This window comes from Haloarcula sp. JP-L23 (assembly GCF_011602445.1).
GTDB classification, from domain to species: Archaea; Halobacteriota; Halobacteria; order Halobacteriales; family Haloarculaceae; genus Haloarcula; species Haloarcula pellucida.
On record NZ_CP050018.1, the window covers coordinates 58,549 to 76,758 of the forward strand.

Here is an 18,210-nt window from a genome sequence, read left to right on the forward strand (position 1 = left end):
CTCTGAACGGCCATTCTTATCATATTTCCAATCAGACGGGCGAATTTCGTCGACTCCCAACAGTGTTACCACTCAGACGCCGCGAAAACCGCGACTGAGGACTTCATTACCCGATTCCAGTCTCCTTCTTCAGCAGCGTCAGCGTATTGTCGGCTGTCACGATCGGCGAGTGCTCGTACTCCCCAGTCAATTCAACCTGGACGAGCAGATCGACTGCCCGCCAGATCGAGTACAGCAGACACGCGAACGCGAAGTAGAAGAACCGAAGCCCGAAATTCTTCGACGTAGTGGCAGCCATGAATCGCTTTATCGACCTGTAGCAACTCTCGATTTCCCACCTGTAGCCATACTCCGTGAGGTGGCCACTGGCCCCATTCGTCATGAACACCGAGTACTGCCGATGATCGTCGTGTTCAGAGTTCTCTTTGCGTCGGTAGATCAGCGTCGTCTCGTGCCACTCGTTCTTCCCGAGATGTAGTTTGCGGTCAGTCTCGTACCGGTCTTGATCGCGCTGGAGCAACCGCTTGGCCTGGGCTTTCTCGCTGGTCTGCATCCGCTTCGGCACGACGTACAACAGCCCACGTCGGCTGATCATCTCCAGAACGTGCTGGCTATCGAACTCCCGGTCCATCAGCACGTTATCGACATGGACGAGCTCTTCAGCCGAATCCAGCAAATCCTCGACGATTTCCAGTCGTGACTCGCCTTTCCGTACCGGGTGGGCATCGAGGACGAGTGGGACAGCGTTACCGACCAGCTGGACTGTCGCCCACTGGTAGGCGTACTCGTCGTTCTTCTCCTTCGTCCCGATGATCTCCTCTTCGTGGCCGGTGCGGTCGCCCGTAAAGGGGTCGGCCTCAGTGATATCGATAGCGACGATGCCTGCGCGGAAGAACTCCTCAGTCTCTGCGACCTCGTCAATGAGTTGCCGAATCGCCTGGCGGTACATCTCGCGAATCTCCGGGATAGAGAGGTCGCGGATGTGGGCGCGATGAGCATGTCCGAGTGGTGTCCGCTCCCGCGTCGACTCGTGGACGAAGCTCCGAGCGCCCTCGTTGGCGGCCAAGTTCTCTCGGAGGCCGAGATAGGTCTGTAAGCTCCAGTAGGCGTTCTCGTGTATCTCACACCCGTCTCCGCGATTGAGCGAGAACGCGGGGAAGACGATACGGCTGGTGTGTTCTGTGATCGGTTCAGTTTTGTGGAGTATGGCTTGATTGTCTGGAGTCGATCCATCCGCGTCATCGTCACGACGTGGGAGGTGGCGTTCTAGTTCGCGGGGGACAGTGACGTCCGCATGATGCGCTTTGATAAGAATCGTTCGAGCCGCTATTTCGACTGTCTCGCGGAGCTCTACGGTAAAGCGCTTGTTCCAACTGCGCCACAGAGTCGACTGGTCTGGAATTATCTCGAAACCCAGCTGCTCGCAGAGGTCAGCGTGGTGGTTGAGATACTTGACGAGGGCTGTTTCGTGTTTCCACCCGTGGATTTCTTTGAGTATGAATACGCGGAACAGCTGTTCCATTTCGTACCGAGTCGGCGAGGAATAGCAGTCATGCGGAGTAAAGTCGAAATAGGCCAACGGAAGCTCACAAACGGAATCTTCTACCGAGTCGTGAGCATCGTGTTCGAACCATACGCTCGCTATAATCCGAATATCTTCCTTGACAGCACCCAGTGAGCTTCTGTCATAGAGTGGTGTTGAATCGTAAGTTGGCCAGGCAGAAGATGGGAGTTGTGCAACGTGGCGGAATACAGACCGCTGTGATGTCCGTGTTGCTGTCACGGCGAAATCCTAAATACTGCGTTTTCAAGAAAACATTCCGGAGTGAAACAGAATTTCGCTATACAGTTCACCGGGATGAATCTGGACACACCATCACAATCAATACGAGGCGAGACAGTCGTTATAGTCGAAAAGAATGCCGGCACGCTCGCGTTATGTGCTTCTGTCTCTCGTTCTTCTTACAGTCGTGTCCACCTCTGTTCTCGTCGACTGGCAGGCAGATAACGTAGAGCAATCACTGAGACCCGACAATACGGCGCTCGTCAGCCCCGACGGGGCGGACAGTTACGTGTGGCCATACACCAGTCGAAGCCGGTCTGTGTCGGGGCGAACCCTTGCGCTCAACGTCGTCGTTCTCGGCGATTCCGAACAGGTCCGACGAGTCCTCGTGACGAGATCGGATGCCGACTGGAATACGACGGAGCCAAACACGACCATCCGAATTTCACCCTGGCGACCAACCCACGGATCCGTCCGGTATACGTACGTGTCGTCCAGTCGGAACACATCGGGCCAATGGGTTCCTCCAGATTACCAGCTACACGTGGGAACGTACTTCGGACAGCGAACCCACCTCAGAGCCTATTCGAGTCGGTCCGGCAATTGGACGGCGATACAGGCCCACACCGAGTACTGGGACTGGTTCCGCGTCCGTCACACAGTCACCGGCGTGCCATCCGGAGCCCGGTTCGTCGAGGAAGACCTGCGCGATGAACCGTTCGTTACCAACGCCACCCGGACCTACCACGGGCATCGAAGTGGTGGCAGTAGTGGTTGGTGGACGGTTATCGGCCTCGCGCCGGCGCTCGTCATAGCTGGCAGCACTATCCGAGGGATTGGCAGATGGACGTTCGGCGATATCGCACTCCCTGGGGGACTTCTCGGCATCGTCTTGGGAGTTCGTGGCTGGGGGCTCGCTACCGAAGCCGTGTTTCCCAGCGTGACACCGAAGTTGTTCGTTGCGATCGGATATCCGATATTAGCAGGTGCCCCACCAGCACTCGTTTCCGTCCTTTCAGCCGACCGCCCAGCTAAGCGTGCCGGGTTACTCACTGCACTCGGGTTCGGCACGGCTCTCGTCTTCGATTTGGCGTTCGTCGGCGTCCGGCAGATCCCGACACAGCACGTCTATCATCGCGTCGCGCTGACATCTGCCATCGTCGTGATCGCGGTCGGTTCTGCACGCGGGCGTAGACGCCTCGTCGGAGTAGGCGTCGTGGCGTGGCTGGCCCTGCTCGCTGCACCACTCCTGGGAATCGCCTAAGTGCTCTGTCGGATGCTCGGTACCCCAGCAGCTCGTGGTTTTCGGATGGCGCGGCATCCGAGTCGCTCACCGCTGCAGGTCGGTCCGCCGAGGTAGACGGTCGAACTGGCGACCGCCAGTGGGGGCGTGAACTCCGGAACAGCTGAATCAGGACGGCTACAGACGGGGATCGCGATGGGACAGTCGAACGGTACGTCGGCCGATCCGGCCGACTCTTCGCGCTTGCCGCATAGGTGAGGGACACCGAGTGGCTAATGACGGTCTCACCGGTCGAGGGGATTGGGCGCATCCGGTCCGGCTGGCGCGCCAGCATTCCCCCCTCAATCAACCGTCGATTATCCGTCCCGTCTGGCGATGGGGGTACGGAGGTGGTAGCCACGCCAGCGGAGTTCGATGCCCGCCCACACCGTCGCCGTACAAGCCAACGCGAACGTGGCGGCCAGTTCCCGCACGCCGAACCACGGTGGCAGGACGTACAGGAGCCCGTTGACGACGACGCTCGGCAGGATTCCTTCGAGAACGGCGAGAGAGCCCTTCGGTACGGCACGAGGTTCAGGGACCACGTCTCGGGCGGCATCGTTCCCCCCATCGCTCGACGCGAGGCCAAGTCTGGTCGCCGTCTCGACTCCCTTGCGGTCCGCTCGTGCGTCGAACCGTTCGACGTCGTAGGCGCCCTTTATTGCCACCGACCAGACGATGTCGTTGTCCTGGTCGAGTTCGAGCACGTGCGCGCCGTTCGAGTCGACGACCATCGTGTGCCCGTTCGAGAGGCGGTCGGCGTCCCGCGGCCAGCGCAGTTCCGCATCCGACCATGACCACGTCTCGCGCCACTCGCCGCCCTGCCGCTCGTACTCGACGATTCGGTTATTCTCCGAGTCGGCGACTAGGACCGCCGGCCCACCGCCTGCGGACGGGATGTAATCGGGATTGTGTTGTTCGTACAGCACCGAGTGGTCGTCATCGGCCCCGAGCGTCCAGCTGCGCTGGAGGCCGTCATCGGGGTCGATGAAGACGATCTGGTCCTGGTTGCGCAGACTGATCATCACCCGCCCGTCCGGCAAAGCCTCGACGTCGTTGAGGTGGGTCCAGTCACCGGGGTAGACACCGCCGCCGGAGCGGTCGAAGTCCGACTGGGCTTCCCACTCCCACTCGATCATCTCCGTCTCCGTGTCGAGGACGAACACGCGGTCGTACGCGATGTCGCCGACCGCAACGTGCCGGTCGTCGACCAGCGCGATAGCGTGCCACTGGTTGCGGTCGCGGGGGTTCGTCCGTTCGTACAGGAGTTCGCGCTCGCCCGTCGTCAGGTTGAGGCGCTCTATGACGTTCCGGTTACACGGCTCGGTGGCGTGACACTCGGCGCGGTCCAGTCGCTCGGTCGCGACGTAGACGATTGATTCAGTCCCTGGGACGCGCTCGACTTCGTTGTAGAAGGCGTACCGGCCGTCGTAGTAGGCGACGGTCCCGTCGGGGTCGAACGCGACGAGGAAGTTGTTGCCGTGCTGGCTGGTCGTGATCACGGTCGTATCGCCCGGCGGGTCGACGGCACGCTCGCCTACCTCGAACGCGTCCGCTGGATCGGTTGCGGTGTCCTCCGCGGCGGCGAACGCCCCGGCGACAGTCGCGAACGAGGAGAGGATCACCGCCAGCATCAGCGCTCTGAGGCCGAGTCGGACGTTCACGACTATCACTGCCGTCCACGGAGCGGGCGACCATAACCGTTCACCTTCATCGCAGTCAACACATGCGACGGCTCAATCGGACGCCCGATACACCACCACACCGTCGTTTTCGTACGCCCGCGCCCACGACGACGATTGCTCGAACGACCGCTCAAGTGTCCCAAACTGTGCGGTCGATTCCCCGCGAATCGTGTACTGACCCTTCGGGACGTATACGTACTCCGGCGAGGCGGAAACCGAGGCTGCCACCGATTCGACACAGGTAACACTTTGACATTGCGAGACCGACTCGTAGGCCGTCAACTGTCTGTCGTACATCCCCGAATCACGCCATTCGACGCCCCATGGGCCGACCAACAGTGTCCGATCCGTCAGTGCCGGCAGCCACTCGGCGGCGTCTCCGAGGACGACGAACGTGGCATCCGATGGCGTCTCATCGGCGACCCACGTCATCGCATCGAGATCGTCGGAATCGAGAAATTGCGGCGTCGACGGATCCGTAGTGAGCGTCATCTCGTGGGCGAGATACGCGCCACCGACAGTGGTCCCGACGACGAGACAGGCCGCCGCGAGAGCCGCTTTCCTGTCGATGGCCTCGCTCACGTATCCGTCAAGCAGTTCTACCCGACGCCCAAGGTCAACTCCGACGGCAGCGACGACGAGCGCACCAGCGAGAAAGACGAATCGAGGCTGAGCGAACAATAGTTCAGCGGCGACGGTCCACGCCAGAAGGAACACGTCTCGGCGTGCGACGTAGAGGTACACTGCACCGGCGAGCGGCAGGAGGGTGAACGAGGCACCATCGAGAATCGTTGGGATGCCACCGCCGATCCCGCCGTGAGTTCCGCCTGCAGCAACGAACACGTCGACACCGTGAGTCGTGATGGCCCAGACGAGCCACGGAGATGCGATAACGGCGCCGCCGACGCCGACGATAGCGCCTGCGACGAACCCCGATTTCGAACGACCGCGGAGTACCCACAGGAGCAGATAGCTGACGACGACGAACAGTGCGTACGTCGGGTGTGCGAGTACCGTTGCACCGAAGGCGACGGTCCCGACAGCGAGCGCACGTTTCGAGCCTGTCTCAAAAACCCGATAGCCGGCATAGAGGGCTGTCAGCGCGTACAGGAGGGCAAATGCGCGAACGACACCGCCGGCCGAGAGGTGCCACTGGAGCAGCTGAGGGTTCACCGCCACGACGACGCTCGCGGCGGCGCCGGCCGGTCGGGAGTCCGTATAGTCACGGCCGAGCAAATACACCGGAACGAGTAACGCAAGGTATCCGACCGAGGGGAGCCACCGCGCCAGCACCACGGGATCGGCACCAAGATCGAGCAGCACCGCGAGTACGTAGAACTGCAACGGTGGATAGGCGAACGGGACACCGTCCGCGGTGTACCCGGGGATCCACGCGGGAAGCCCGTATCCGTGCGCGCTGATCTCGGTGGCGATCTGCACGTAGAGACCAGCACCGTACGCCGGGTACGGGTTCGTCGCAAGGTAGACTGCCACAGCGAGCAGTCCTGCACCCAGCCCGATTCCGAGCCACCGCAGGTCCTCGCGGTCAATTGGGACCCAGCGTCCGAGCACCATTCGCACCTCGCGAGGGGAGAGCTCTCCCGTCTCGGTCGGCGTGGATTCCTCGGTCATGGTCGCTTCACGGTGAGCGGCGAACGAAGTCCGATACGGCCGTCCCACCAGCGGTATTCGAGGACGGCCCAACAGATGCTACTTCCTAGGAGGAGTATGAGCGAGACCAGTTCGATGGAACCAACCCACCGTGGGAACAGATAGGAAATCGCATTCGCTAGTTTCGGTGGAAGTCGAACCGCGAGCGTGCTGTCAGCCAAGTTTTCAGCTGAACCGGGGCCTTTCGCGGGGAGTTCGAGCGAGGCAGCGCTGTGTCCGCCGGCGCTCTCGTCTCCCGTACCGAGCCGTTCGGCCTCGTAGGGAAATCCGATCGACGCGGTCCAGACGACCTCACCGTCACGGTCTACCTCGAAGACACGGTCGCCGTTGGAGTCAGTGACGAGCGTGTGGCCGTTCGGCAGCCGGTCGGCGTCGCGAGGCCATTGCAGTCGCTCGTCGGCCCACGTCCACGACTGGACCCAGTCCCCGTTCTCGCGCTGGTACTCTACCACACGCCCGTTCTCCGAGTCGGCGACCAGCAACGCCGGTCCCCCACGTTCGGGCGGGATGTAGTCGGGGTTGTGCTGTTCGTAAAGGGTGTCATGGTCGCCATCGCTTCCGAGGGTCCACGCCTCGCGGAGGCCACGTTCGATGTCGATAAAGACGACCTGATCCTGGTTCCGGAGGCTCACCATCACCGTTTCCCGACCGTCAATTTCGACGTACTCGACGTCGTTGAGGTGGGTCCAGTCGTCAGGAAACGGGCCGCCACTGTCGATGGCGTAGTCGGATTGTGCGTCCCACTCCCACTCGACAAGCTCGGTCGTCGTATTGACGATGAATACGCGGTCGCGGGCGATATCGGCGACGAGGAGTCGGTCGTCGTCGATCCGGTCGACGTCGTGCCATCGGGTCGAGTGTTTGCCGGGTGTAATCCGGCTATAGACGGTTATTCGCTCACCGGTCGTGAGATTCACCTGCTCGATGCCGTTACGGGTGCAGACTGTCCCGTCACATTCTCCGGGATCAAGATGGTCCGCAAAGACGAACTCGACGGTCGCGTTGGTCCCTGCGACGGGGTCGATATCCCAGTACCGCGTGTGCTCGTTTTCGTAGTAATAGATGCTCCCGTCGGGTGCGAACGCGACGAGTTCCGCTTGCGCCCGCGGCGCATCGTTCTCGTCGGTGACGAACGCGTTCGAGTCGGTCACGATGACGGTCATAGACTCCCGTGACCCGACGACGGGGGACTGGTTCCCCTCTCGAAACGCTTGTTCGACCGACGGGTCACCTGTCACGCGGTCGGCTGTTCGAGTGGCCTCCACGTACCCAGTGACGAGTGCTGCCGCTGAAGAGAGGACGACGAGCGCGAGAACGATGCGAACGGTTCGCCGCGGAGGATCCATTACCGGAGGGTGTCTGTCCCCCGTCTAAAACCTACTGTGTTGTCCCATCACGAGACCTTCGCCGTCGGACGAGAATGACTGTACAGCAGAGCCAAAGCAGCAGGCTGGCTTCGAAGCCGTGGATCTCGGCATCAACCCCGAGTCGGACTGTCGACATCGGATATAACCACGGGACCCCACTGACAGTGAACGAATCCAGAAGAAGGTGGGAACCGTATCCGAACAGAAGCGCCGTTGGTAGTCCCCTATCGTCTGAAATCGGGAGTGACTGTTGGCCTGATGTCCACTTTGTTCCCAGCCAGATGACACCGGTGATCACTGCACCACAAAGGGGAGTGTGAGTAAGCCCACGGTGGACGAAGGGAAATGACCAAGCTGGCGCGAACAGGAGATCGATATCCGGAAGAATTGCACCGACAAGACCTGCTAACGGAGGAGAAGCATCCAGTAGAGATATGAATGCGTATCCGACCAACGCGTGTGTCAACACGGCTGCGAGGACGTACAGGCGGTGTTCGAGCCCAGCTCCGTGAAACGACACGGGCTCAGTTGAACCTGTGACTGTATGAATCCCGGCGTTCCCGTGACGGGGAGAGATTAGTCCCATCGACAGCGGGAATCGAATAGTCGGAATCGATTTATGAACAGGCACACGAATCACAGCGAAGACGAGTGATCAAGGGATGACCCACCTAACTACTCGCCGCCGGGCACTTCTTGGCGCTCTCGGTAGCGGTACGGTCGCTCTCACGGGAGGGTGTTTGCGCCACGTCCGGTCGCTCACTGGGTGGGAATCGTCCCAACAGGTACGGCTTCACATCAAGACGGTACCTGACGATGCTGATCCCTACGCACTGACGCTCGCACGGGCTGTCGCCGACTGGTTCCGTGCCGCCGGAATCGACACGCGGATTACGCCGATGTCGGAGCAAGAGCTGCACCGACAGACGCTGCTGCGCAACGAGTTCGACTTGTGCCTCATGCGTCTCCCCCCTCGATTCAACGACCCGGACGCCCTCTACACGCTTCTCCACTCCCGGTTCGCCGAGGATCCCGGATGGCAGAACCCCTTTGGCTACGCGAATCTCGACGTCGACGACCGTCTGGAAACGCAACGTCGGACGAACGGCTCGCAGCGCCGAAACGCTCTCAGACAACTGCAACTCACAGTCGCGCGAACCCAGCCGTTCACGCTACTGACCGTTCCCGACGACGTTCGTGCGGTTCGAACGACTAACTACTCGAACTGGCGGGCAGCGAGTCTCGGTTCATCCCTGGGCTATCTCTCACTCGACCGCTCGGACGACCTCGACAGTGAAGCCGACGGAACACTCCGAGTGGCCATTACCGATCGACGTGCGACGATAAACCTGAATCCGTTATCCGTCGAATTTCGCCGGACGGGCACGTTGACCGGGCTTGTGTACGACCCCCTTGGATACGTATTCGAGGACCGGCTGATGCCTTGGCTTGCGGAAACGTGGGAGTTCTCTGACGACAGGTCCCCCACTGCACGAGTCACGATCAGAGAGGGAGCGATGTGGCACGACGGCAAAACACTCACCGCAGACGACGTGGCATTCACGTATCGGCTGCTCTCGGATACAACGCTCGGCGTGGATTCAGACGAGGAGACTGCCCCGCTCCCGTCGCCACGCTACCGTGGTCGTAGCAGCCTCGTCGCAAATGTGGACCCGATAGGAGATCGAACGGTCGAATTTCAGTTCGCGGACGTCACACCAAGCGTCGCTCGCCGCGCGTTCACCGTCCCGATCCTCCCCGAACACATCTGGGAAGAGCGGACAGATGTCGCCTCAATCGCAGGCATCCAGACTGGATCGGTCACCGAGGCCCTCGTCACGAATAACATCCCTCCTGTTGGGAGTGGCCCGCTCCAGTTCGTGCGAAACACACCGCGAGAAGAGGTCGTTTTCGAACGGTTCGATGACCACGTGCTGCGCCGGGTAGACAGCCCGACGAACGATCTCGTCGATCAGGCTGGCGACGTAGCGTTCGACACACTCTCCATACAAGTCGTGGGGTCGGACGTGACCGCCGCTGAAATGGTGACCGATGACACTGCCGACGTAACTGGAACGCCCGTGGGATCCGATGTAATCCCCCGTATTGGGCGCAGCTCCGAGTCCGAACTCCTCGTACAACGGTCATCCTCAGCGTACGTCCTGGGGTACAACACGCGTAACCAGCACCTGAATAATCCCCGATTTCGACACACGTTAGCTCGATTGATCGATGGTGAGTATATCACGGATGCCATCGTTGACGGATACGGACGTCCTGCAGTTGGTCCACTCTGGGATACAGAGTGGTACCCCTCGGAGCTTCAGTGGGAGGAAAGGAATCCTATCGCTAACTTCCTGGGATCAGAGGGCGAGATAGATGTCGCACGGGCACGGTCTGCATTCCGCGAGGCAGGGTATCGGTACGAAGACGGAAAGCTCGTCGGAGGGAGAACATGACACTTCTCCACGTCGTTCTGCAGGTGGTCGTCGTCGTTGCACTCCTGCACATCATCGGGCTGTACACCTTCGCACCAGTGCGAGAGTTCCGAAGCCTGCTCGTCGATGCGCAGACAAATGCCCGAGACGTTGCTCCAACAGCGCTGATACTCGGCATCGTACTCCTCGCGAACGGTCTCATCCGGAATGCCGGCGTAGAGCTCTCCTGGCTCATCGGTGTGAACATCACTGGAAGTATCCACGCACTCGAGGGACAGTTCGTCGCGACCGTCCAGTCGTTCGCGACACCGGAACTTACGATGCTGTTTAGTTTCGCGTACATCTTTGGGTACGTGTTCATTCTGACGTTCCCCGTCGTGCTGTACGTCCTCCACGACACGGAACCACTAATGACGACGCTGGTCGCCTACAGCCTGAACTACGCGATTGGTCTCGTGAGCTACGTCCTGTTCGTCGCCTACGGGCCACGAAATTACATACCTGAGATGGTCGAATCGCTCCTGTACACGAGCTGGCCACAGGCGCAGCTCTTGACCAGCCAAGTGAACGTCAATACGAACGTGTTCCCGTCGCTTCACGCTTCACTAGCCGTGACTGTTGCACTGATCGCCTATCGATTCCGGGGCAGGTACGGGAGGTGGCACAACGTAGCTATCGCTCTCGCGACGCTAATTGCGGTGTCCACTATGTATCTGGGCATCCACTGGCTAACCGATGTGATCGGCGGCGTCGTCCTCGCCGTGCTCAGTGTTTCGATAGCTACACGAATAGTAGACGGTAACCGAGATAGAACCGCCATCCGCCCACGTATTCGTCGGCGGCTCCGACGATTATGAGACCATAGCCACGGTTGCCCTCCGTATTCAATCGAGCAGTCAGCGTTACTTGTTTCTGATAGCCGCTGTCGGTTTAGTATGGCCATGGGCGTTCTTGAGTCTCTCCACCAAGCGCTCGTGGATACTACGAACTCCAGGGAAGAATCGCAGGAGACGTTCGAATACAGATGCGTACCGTGCGGAAACACGTTCACTGAACCAAAAACTCGGATGACTCGCGTCACCTGCCCCGAGTGCGGGAGTGCAGATCTTCAACTGGGTGAGTGAATGAACTATTGATCGAGAGTTCATTTGACGTCCCGAGAGCGGCGTTCTGATTGAACACGGTTTATTGCGAGATCCCAAAGGGTTCGATTCCCAAACGCGGTGTGCCGCCAGTAATTCTCTTGGCTGGTGATATTCACGTATGAGGAGTTCTCTACAAGACGTTCAACGATGTGGGTGGCAAGTGATGACAACCTATAGCGACGGCTGTCAGAGAAATATATGACTTGATGGATTTCTCGCGTATCCTCCGTTATTCGACACCGCCAAAAATCCGGGTCGTCCAGGTCTCGTAGCATCGCCTCGGTAACAGGAGTGTTCGTCCGTAGCAGTTCCTTATTCACTACTAACGTATCTCCCGGAACTAACACCTCCCGCTCAAACAGTGTCTCAAGTGTTGTCTGGGGCATAGAACCTAGTTTACTGGTCTGTGAGAGATTGTGTTCTGGTAGTCGTGTGTGATTTGTAATAAATTCTGGAGTCACACGGGTAAGAGAGTTGACCGATCTGCGGGGCGCGGACAGCGACTGTGACAGCTACAATCGAGTATCACCATGAGGTTTCAATGCTTGCACGCCCTCCAGCAGCCGCGAAGTGGGAATCATCCGAGTAGGAAGAGACCCATGCATTGAGACGACCAGTCTCAACTAATCTTCCTTGAGGAAGGGGACTCCGCACTACCGCATCAGTTGAAAAGACAACAGGTCAGACGTTCGCAGCAATCCGTTCCAGATAGTTGTACTCTTGTTCAACGTTCGTAATGACTCGGACGTCTTCCAACGTAGTCGGATCGTATTCAGAAATTAGTTCACAGATGATATGTGCGCCTTCCTTGAACTCGAAGCCGGCAGTCCCAGTCCCGATGACTGGCAGCACCAATGACTCACAGTCGAGCCGCTCAGCTTCAGCGAGGGCAGCACTGGTCGCAGCCCGAATACTCGCAGCCGATGCCTGTCCACTCCCGTAACTCGGCGTCGCAGCCGCGTGAATGAGATAGGCTGCATTGAGGCCGGGAGCATCCGTCACAGCGATGGCTCCGAGAGGCAATGGCGCTTCAGATGCAGCAGTGTCAGCAATCGATCCGGTCGCAGCCGATCGAAGTGCGTCAGCGACAGCACCCTCCATCTGAAGACTGGTTTCCGCCGCACTCACCAGTGAATCAGCCTCCTGTTGAGCGATATCATCGAAAACAATGGAGAACTCCATACAGTTCAGTCATAATTCGGTGTGGGTATAGGTTTGCAACTCTCCGTGATATCCAATTAGACGGAGAGCATCTCGGTACGCTGTCGGTCAGTCAAATCAGAACCGGTTTTTGTTTGCCCTCCCAATTTGTGGATATCCTACTCAAGAACAGCCAGCAGCTGAGTACTCCGATCTCTTCGCAGCAGACGACATGAGTTACATAGTTCGTATCATTGGTGGCGGGCAAGTGGGCCAGCAGATTGCCGACCGGCTCGAATACCGTGGTGACGATGTCTGTATCGTCGAAGAAGACGAGCAACGAGTCGCACTACTCAACGCCGAAGGCTATCAAGTCATACATGGAGACGGGACAGATCTCAGCGTTCTTCGGGCGAGTGACATAGACCGGGCCGATATCGTCATCGCTGCAACGGGCGACGACGACACGAACCTACTCACGACGCAGTTAGTGAAGACGAAGTTCGACGTCGAGACGATTCTTGCGAGAGTGAACGAGCCATCGAACGAAGAACCCTTCGAGGAACTCGGTATACAGACGATTTCCCGTTCGATTGCGACAGCACGGCTCATTGACGGCTATATCGAATCACCGGCACTGACACGCTGGACAGAGGGCCTCGGACGAGAGGGAGATCTCCAGGAAGTCCCGGTGACGAACGACGCGCTCGTCGGGAACACGATCGCAGAGATCGATTCAGAGCTGCCCGATCGGTGTTTCGTGATAGTGGTCGGTGCGGAAGGGGGTGCACACTTCCCTGATCTCGACGAAGTCATCGACAGAGGCCAACACCTGACATTGCTAGGAGACCGCGACGCCGTTCGTAAGGGAATGAAACTCCTCGACCCAGAGCCAAGTACAACAACCGTCTGATGACTCTTGCAACCAGAGTGGACGCTGGTGACTGAACCTCATCCCGATTTGTGCTGCTCGACACGCCGAACGTTCTGGGCGTACTCCCGGTCGGAGTCGTACAGCGGGTCGTTGGGGAACAGCTGCTCGCCCTCGGGAACGGTGACCGTCGGCCACTCGGTGTCGTCGACGGTCGTCTCCAGTTGGTCGACCCACTCGGCGTACACACCCCGCTTTTGCATGTCCTGTAGCCGCTCGAACACGGGGTCGAGGTCTGACAGGTAGTTGTTCCACTCGGCCAGCCAGTCCTCCAGCGTGTCGACGTCGTCGGGCACGCCGGCGTCGGTCAGCGACTCGACGAGCGTCTCGCGCACCTCGTCGACCCACCCACCGAGCGCGTGCCGGTTCTGTGCGTGGAGATCGTCGGCGCGATACGGCGCGATAGCCTCGCGGACGATGTGCTTGTACAGGTCCGGGATCTGTTCGAGCGTGTTCAACTCGCAGGCCCCGGTGCCTTTCCGCTGTTCCCACTCGTCGACGAGCGTGTCGTAGGCCTTCCCACCGGTCCCGGTCTTGTCGGACTCGCTGATGGGCTTGCGTGGCAGGCCGAACTGGTCGACCTGTTCTTTCGTGACGGCCACCTGCTCGATGCACACCCGGTGGTCGAGGTCGCCGCGCTGGTTCAGCCACGCTACCTTTCCGGCCATCGCCGAGGACATGTTGTCGCCCTTCGGGTCGAAATCGGAGAGGTAGCAGATGATGGCCGGTTTGCCGGCGTCGTTGACCCGCTGGACGAACTCGTGGGCGATGGTCAGCGAGAGGTCGCCCTCGCCCTCGACGATGACGTTCGCGCTGAGGTCCGCACACAGCGCGTGGATGTAGTCCGGCAGGCCCTTCTCACACCACAGTTCGACGTGGAAGGGCTGCTGGCTGGCCGTATCGAACTCGATTTGCTCCGCGAGCGACCGGGCGATATCGTCGGCGATGTACTCCGCGACGTCCTCGGGGCCGTCAAAGGAGAGTTCCCCACGGTCGCCGGGCTCGGGCAGCGTCGGGAGGTCGACGCCCGACGGGATGGTCACGTCGCCGACGTCCGCGGTTTCGCGATGCTCGCCGTACTGTGTGATGGTTCGCTGGGCGTGCTTGTTGTCGTAGATGCCACCCAGCGGAATGTAGCCGAGGATGCGCGCGAGCGTGCCCGCCGATTCGAGATAGTCGTAGCACTGGTCCGTGTTCTGGTAGACGTCCCACGAGCAGTTCGTCGGCGGCTCGACCGGGCCCTGGAGGCGGTCCAGTTCGCCGGCGTCGAACTCGACGGGGAGCTGGTCGAGATTGAGTCGAGACTCCTCAGTCGTCGACATGACGATGTAGTAGTGGACGCCACGGATGTGGATGCGGTCCGCATCACGGCCGGCGACGGCCTGCTGCCAGAGGTCCGCGAACCACTCGGCTTTGGCGTGGTCGGCGTCGGTCCCCTTGTACATCGGGTCACGACGCCGGCTTTGGATGAGGAGGTCGTCAGGGTCGACGCCGAGCGCGTCGGCGCGTTGTTTCACGCGCTGGCGCAGCGACGTCGGGTCGTCGCTCACCATCGGTGGACCGGCGACGTCGGTTTTCTCAAAGCGATGCAGCGCATACGCCAATTATCGGGAGAGACGGCATTAAAGCTCCCGACAGTGGGGGTTTGCGGGAGTATCGACTGCTTGGCATCATTGACAAGCTAACCAACAGTCGGGTAGGTGTGGGTAGTTTCGTTGGTTAGTGTCGTGGTCTCGCCGCTGTACAACCGTTTCGACGACACGATTATGCCAGTGACTGGCAGCCCCGGCATCGAGAGAAGGTGGTCGCTGCTCAATATCGACTCGTCGGCGTGTGTCGGCGGTATTCGGCTTCGGAATTACTATTTACCAAAATCAGCGTTCGAATTTACTAATGATCGGTTTCAAAAGAGATAATAGAAGAAATGTTGCGAACCCTCCAACAACTATATGCATTGATTGAGAAATACAGATGCGGGCTGCGAGCCCGTGCCTCTGACAGCTCACGCCACCGTCCGCGTTTCGCCGCTGGCCGTCGGCTATCGCTGGGTTCGGTTCCCAGCGATTTTCCATGGAGTGTTGACTAATGGCAATAGGTCTAAATATTAGCTCTACAACCACCCGATGGGGGCTGTCAGAGGTACTACAGACGGTCAGTGGCCGTGGTGGCTGACCCTGTAGACTCCACTTTCATCGCTACTCATAGTGAATAGCGGCGGACTCCATAGTTCTGACCGACTTCCCTCGTCGAATTGGTAATTGTAGCGTGCGAGATGCAGCGCGCATATTCATCGGTCTCTATCGCCACAGACCACTCACAAAGGAGAGAGATGATTGGTGTTTCAGTCGATGTTCGGGTTCGTGGGATGGAACACGCCAGCCGAGTTCCCCCGGTGGACCCAGGCGTGGAGACCAGTGAACCCTTCCGCACTCTCGAAGTGCCACCCCTCTTCTTCAGTTACTGCCAAGTTGCGCGGGCTGTCTTTGTCAGCAAAGATATTCGGCGGATTCTCCGATTGATCACCGGGCACCAACCACTCGACTGCACCGAGAATGAGATCGTCGTCGTGGGCCGGATCGTGTTGTTCTCCGGGACTGGGGTTGTAGCTTCCGTTGGTGAAGTACACGAGTATACCCGGATCCTCTAGGGTCGTCCCGAATGGTGGTCCATCAGCGAAGTGGAATCCCATTCCGGGGACATATGGAGAGACAGCAAAGTAGCCGTCCGCTCGTGCCGTTTCGATATCCTTGTACTTCCGAGTGACCGCTCGGACTGTGTTGAGCTGCTGGGAGAGGGCGTCCTTCCCACGTTTGGCGCTTGCGGGGCCTGCGACTGATCCGACGACGAGTCCGCCAGCGATTGTTCGAAGTGCGGTTCTCCGGGTCACATTTTGCTGTTCCATTATCGAACCATCCAGTTGATGGTTCTATCCCACCAGCATTGTTATCCTCTCATTTACATCCTCACAAACTGCTCTCAAATTACTCCAGCACACTACGCTGACTACATCCTCTGAATCGGTTATGCTGAACTCAATCGGTCAAGAAATCTGTGACGTGAGAAACTACGAATATCTCTGCGAATCACTATCAGTACATTTTCGGTAGCTGTAGCACAACCAGCGTACGTAATACACCGATAATATGTATTGCGGACACTGCTGAAGTTATCTCCCCTATTTCCCCCAGCGGGTCCGCAGACACCGGTCGTCCATGCCCCCACATGCCATCGAATCTGCCCGCGCCGGGTGTTTCCAGCCCGGCACTGTTCCACAACTCTGGAACCGTTCGACCACAATAGTCAATAGAACCATATGTGTATCTGACAGAAAGTCTGGGCGCGGACACCTTTCCCCCAGAAGGGGTCCGTTGGAGTCACGTCGCGAAGTCGCCCAGTCCGTGCTGGTCGGCCTCGCAAAACTCCTGCTGAATCTGGCACTGGTACCGACACTTCCCACACAGCCACTCGACGCCGAGCGTCAGCTCCGACGTCGCGGCGGTGCGCCGTTTGCACTGACCCGACTCCAGAGACCCGTTGAACATACCGAAATCGCATGTGGAACGACCGTTCTACTCACTCCGATGCTCGATGTCGGCCACCAGTGCCGGCGAGTCCGCTTCCCGGGCGTCGACGAGGTCGCCGTACCGATACGCTTCCCGACAGCCCTTGCAGTACGCGGTCGGACCCTACTGGTCGAGTACAGCGAGTCGGTGCGGCGAGAGGCGGTCGCCGTCTGCGACGACCGCGACCGCGTCGGGCCAGTCGAACTGGCCCGGCACAACGGCCACCCGCTCCGGCACGCCCACGTCGATGTGGTCGCGCTCGACTGGGTGGACTACGCCAGCCTGAGCTAACCAACACTCGCCGGCGTTCCGGCCCCTGTGTTGGTTAGCACGGCGTCGCCGTCGCTACTTTTTTTAGCCCCGCTCCCGCGTAGTATAAATAGGGCCACATGGCCCGCCGAGTCGGTCGATACAACCACTGGACATGGCTTGTCTCGGGCCGACTCATTTCGTACATCCCCATTCCCACTCTCAACGCTCGTGAGCGGCGGCGTCGCCGAAACGCTGATACGCCAGCGTGTTGAATACCCGGGCGAGACGATTCTTACTCATGCCACCAGACTATCCAGCGCCAGCAGTGGACAGTCTCCCGTCCATCGAGGCCATCACCGGCCCCTACGAGCGACTGCTACAGCTCGCCCGCGACCGCCTCGACGGACCCATCCAGACCCGGATTCGGTCGTGGGAAGACGGGGAGTTCGAGCTGCGCGTGTACCACGGCTACGGCCCGCATCCACAGCGGCCCCGGACCACGTACCGACACGTCCTCCGGTATCACGACGGCACCGGCGAGTGGTCCGAGGGACTGGTCGCGGTCGACATCGAGGACCCAATGGACCGAACGCTGATGTACAAGCGCGAACTACCAGCGGATGGCGTCTCCGACGCCGACGCCCCCAGCGAAAAAATTGGGAAGGTCGCAGGGGGCGACTAAGTTCCGCTCGTTCGTCGCGCCCGGTTGTTTCGCTTACAGCGTTCGCAGATTTTTTCGAGGAACGTGCCTTCCGGCACTTCCGCGTTGTCGTTCGCCCGGAACTCGCCCGACCAGAACCGCATGTCGTCGAGCGGTGTGTACGTCGTGTCGCACGCAGCGCAGTATGGCATTTTGTGTGTCACCTCCTGTGGCCTCCTTCGGCCACATTACTTTGTACACACCTACACCATTTAATTGTTTCTGGTGTAAACTTCTATTGTAAGCTAACAAC

At 59.5% G+C, this 18,210-nt stretch carries 15 protein-coding genes; 6 read left to right on the plus strand and 9 right to left on the minus strand.

Going from position 1 to position 18,210, the window contains the following annotated elements:
* Positions 1-106: 106 nt before the first annotated feature.
* Positions 107-1,783, minus strand: a complete 1,677-nt coding sequence (locus G9465_RS24605) for a transposase (RefSeq protein ID WP_166975985.1) — start codon at positions 1,781-1,783, stop codon at positions 107-109.
* Positions 1,784-2,327: 544 nt separating this feature from the next.
* Here G9465_RS24605 and G9465_RS24610 point away from each other — a divergent pair.
* Positions 2,328-3,047 carry a hypothetical protein gene (locus G9465_RS24610; protein WP_166975987.1) on the plus strand — a complete coding sequence of 240 codons (720 nt, stop codon included), beginning with the start codon at positions 2,328-2,330 and terminating at the stop codon, positions 3,045-3,047.
* Positions 3,048-3,382: 335 nt separating this feature from the next.
* Here G9465_RS24610 and G9465_RS24615 read toward each other — a convergent pair whose 3' ends face one another.
* The 4 genes from G9465_RS24615 to G9465_RS26535 all read right to left on the minus strand — a co-directional run bounded on the left by G9465_RS24615 (position 3,383) and on the right by G9465_RS26535 (position 8,374).
* The gene (locus G9465_RS24615) at positions 3,383-4,738 is read right to left on the minus strand and encodes an arylsulfotransferase family protein (protein ID WP_166975989.1); all 1,356 of its coding nucleotides are present in this window, start codon (positions 4,736-4,738) and stop codon (positions 3,383-3,385) included.
* 63 nt (positions 4,739-4,801) lie between these two features.
* Complete coding sequence (locus G9465_RS24620) at positions 4,802-6,382, minus strand: glycosyltransferase family 39 protein (RefSeq protein WP_227015895.1); 1,581 nt, start codon at positions 6,380-6,382, stop codon at positions 4,802-4,804.
* Positions 6,379-7,767: an aryl-sulfate sulfotransferase gene (locus G9465_RS24625; RefSeq protein ID WP_166975991.1), complete on the minus strand. Its 1,389-nt coding sequence runs from the start codon at positions 7,765-7,767 to the stop codon at positions 6,379-6,381. Before G9465_RS24625 ends, G9465_RS24620 begins: the two co-directional genes overlap by 4 nt.
* 31 nt (positions 7,768-7,798) lie before the next feature.
* The gene (locus G9465_RS26535) at positions 7,799-8,374 is read right to left on the minus strand and encodes a metal-dependent hydrolase (RefSeq protein WP_166975993.1); all 576 of its coding nucleotides are present in this window, start codon (positions 8,372-8,374) and stop codon (positions 7,799-7,801) included.
* 154 nt (positions 8,375-8,528) lie between these two features.
* Here G9465_RS26535 and G9465_RS24635 point away from each other — a divergent pair, with 154 nt between their 5' ends.
* Both G9465_RS24635 and G9465_RS24640 read left to right on the plus strand, forming a co-directional pair.
* Positions 8,529-10,247: an ABC transporter substrate-binding protein gene (locus G9465_RS24635; RefSeq protein ID WP_227015887.1), complete on the plus strand. Its 1,719-nt coding sequence runs from the start codon at positions 8,529-8,531 to the stop codon at positions 10,245-10,247.
* Positions 10,244-11,083 (plus strand): phosphatase PAP2 family protein, encoded by an 840-nt coding sequence (locus G9465_RS24640; protein WP_166975997.1) that lies wholly within the window; start codon positions 10,244-10,246, stop codon positions 11,081-11,083. The genes G9465_RS24635 and G9465_RS24640 overlap by 4 nt, the downstream gene beginning before the upstream one ends.
* Positions 11,084-12,052: 969 nt before the next feature.
* Here the strand turns inward: G9465_RS24640 and G9465_RS24645 are convergent.
* Positions 12,053-12,553, minus strand: coding sequence for a macro domain-containing protein (locus G9465_RS24645; protein WP_166976000.1), 501 nt, complete (start codon positions 12,551-12,553; stop codon positions 12,053-12,055).
* A 190-nt stretch (positions 12,554-12,743) separates the two neighbouring features.
* Here G9465_RS24645 and G9465_RS24650 point away from each other — a divergent pair, with 190 nt between their 5' ends.
* Complete coding sequence (locus G9465_RS24650; protein ID WP_166976002.1) at positions 12,744-13,424, plus strand: TrkA family potassium uptake protein; 681 nt, start codon at positions 12,744-12,746, stop codon at positions 13,422-13,424.
* Positions 13,425-13,462: 38 nt separating this feature from the next.
* Here G9465_RS24650 and G9465_RS24655 read toward each other — a convergent pair whose 3' ends face one another.
* The 3 genes from G9465_RS24655 to G9465_RS24665 form a co-directional block, all read right to left on the minus strand.
* On the minus strand, positions 13,463-14,995 hold the full coding sequence (locus G9465_RS24655) for a hypothetical protein (RefSeq protein WP_166976005.1): 1,533 nt from the start codon (positions 14,993-14,995) through the stop codon (positions 13,463-13,465).
* A 788-nt stretch (positions 14,996-15,783) separates the two neighbouring features.
* Positions 15,784-16,344 carry a hypothetical protein gene (locus G9465_RS24660; protein ID WP_166976008.1) on the minus strand — a complete coding sequence of 187 codons (561 nt, stop codon included), beginning with the start codon at positions 16,342-16,344 and terminating at the stop codon, positions 15,784-15,786.
* Between the two features lie 472 nt (positions 16,345-16,816).
* Positions 16,817-16,984 carry a hypothetical protein gene (locus G9465_RS24665; protein WP_166976010.1) on the minus strand — a complete coding sequence of 56 codons (168 nt, stop codon included), beginning with the start codon at positions 16,982-16,984 and terminating at the stop codon, positions 16,817-16,819.
* A gap of 39 nt (positions 16,985-17,023) precedes the next feature.
* Here G9465_RS24665 and G9465_RS24670 point away from each other — a divergent pair, with 39 nt between their 5' ends.
* Both G9465_RS24670 and G9465_RS24675 read left to right on the plus strand, forming a co-directional pair.
* Positions 17,024-17,296, plus strand: a complete 273-nt coding sequence (locus tag G9465_RS24670) for a hypothetical protein (protein ID WP_166976013.1) — start codon at positions 17,024-17,026, stop codon at positions 17,294-17,296.
* 286 nt (positions 17,297-17,582) lie between these two features.
* Positions 17,583-17,939, plus strand: coding sequence for a hypothetical protein (locus G9465_RS24675; RefSeq protein ID WP_166976016.1), 357 nt, complete (start codon positions 17,583-17,585; stop codon positions 17,937-17,939).
* Positions 17,940-18,210 lie beyond the last annotated feature (271 nt).

Bases quoted from the DNA above. Each gene is read 5' to 3' on its own strand.
- G9465_RS24620 (WP_227015895.1), bottom strand. From the start codon at position 6,382: ATGACCGAGGAATCCACGCCGACCGAGACGGGAGAGCTCTCCCCTCGC.
- G9465_RS24625 (WP_166975991.1), bottom strand. From the start codon at position 7,767: ATGGATCCTCCGCGGCGAACCGTTCGCATCGTTCTCGCGCTCGTCGTC.
- G9465_RS26535 (WP_166975993.1), bottom strand. From the start codon at position 8,374: ATGGGACTAATCTCTCCCCGTCACGGGAACGCCGGGATTCATACAGTC.
- G9465_RS24640 (WP_166975997.1), top strand. From the start codon at position 10,244: ATGACACTTCTCCACGTCGTTCTGCAGGTGGTCGTCGTCGTTGCACTC.
- G9465_RS24645 (WP_166976000.1), bottom strand. From the start codon at position 12,553: ATGGAGTTCTCCATTGTTTTCGATGATATCGCTCAACAGGAGGCTGAT.
- G9465_RS24650 (WP_166976002.1), top strand. From the start codon at position 12,744: ATGAGTTACATAGTTCGTATCATTGGTGGCGGGCAAGTGGGCCAGCAG.
- G9465_RS24655 (WP_166976005.1), bottom strand. From the start codon at position 14,995: ATGGTGAGCGACGACCCGACGTCGCTGCGCCAGCGCGTGAAACAACGC.
- G9465_RS24660 (WP_166976008.1), bottom strand. From the start codon at position 16,344: ATGGAACAGCAAAATGTGACCCGGAGAACCGCACTTCGAACAATCGCT.
- G9465_RS24665 (WP_166976010.1), bottom strand. From the start codon at position 16,984: ATGTTCAACGGGTCTCTGGAGTCGGGTCAGTGCAAACGGCGCACCGCC.
- G9465_RS24670 (WP_166976013.1), top strand. From the start codon at position 17,024: ATGCTCGATGTCGGCCACCAGTGCCGGCGAGTCCGCTTCCCGGGCGTC.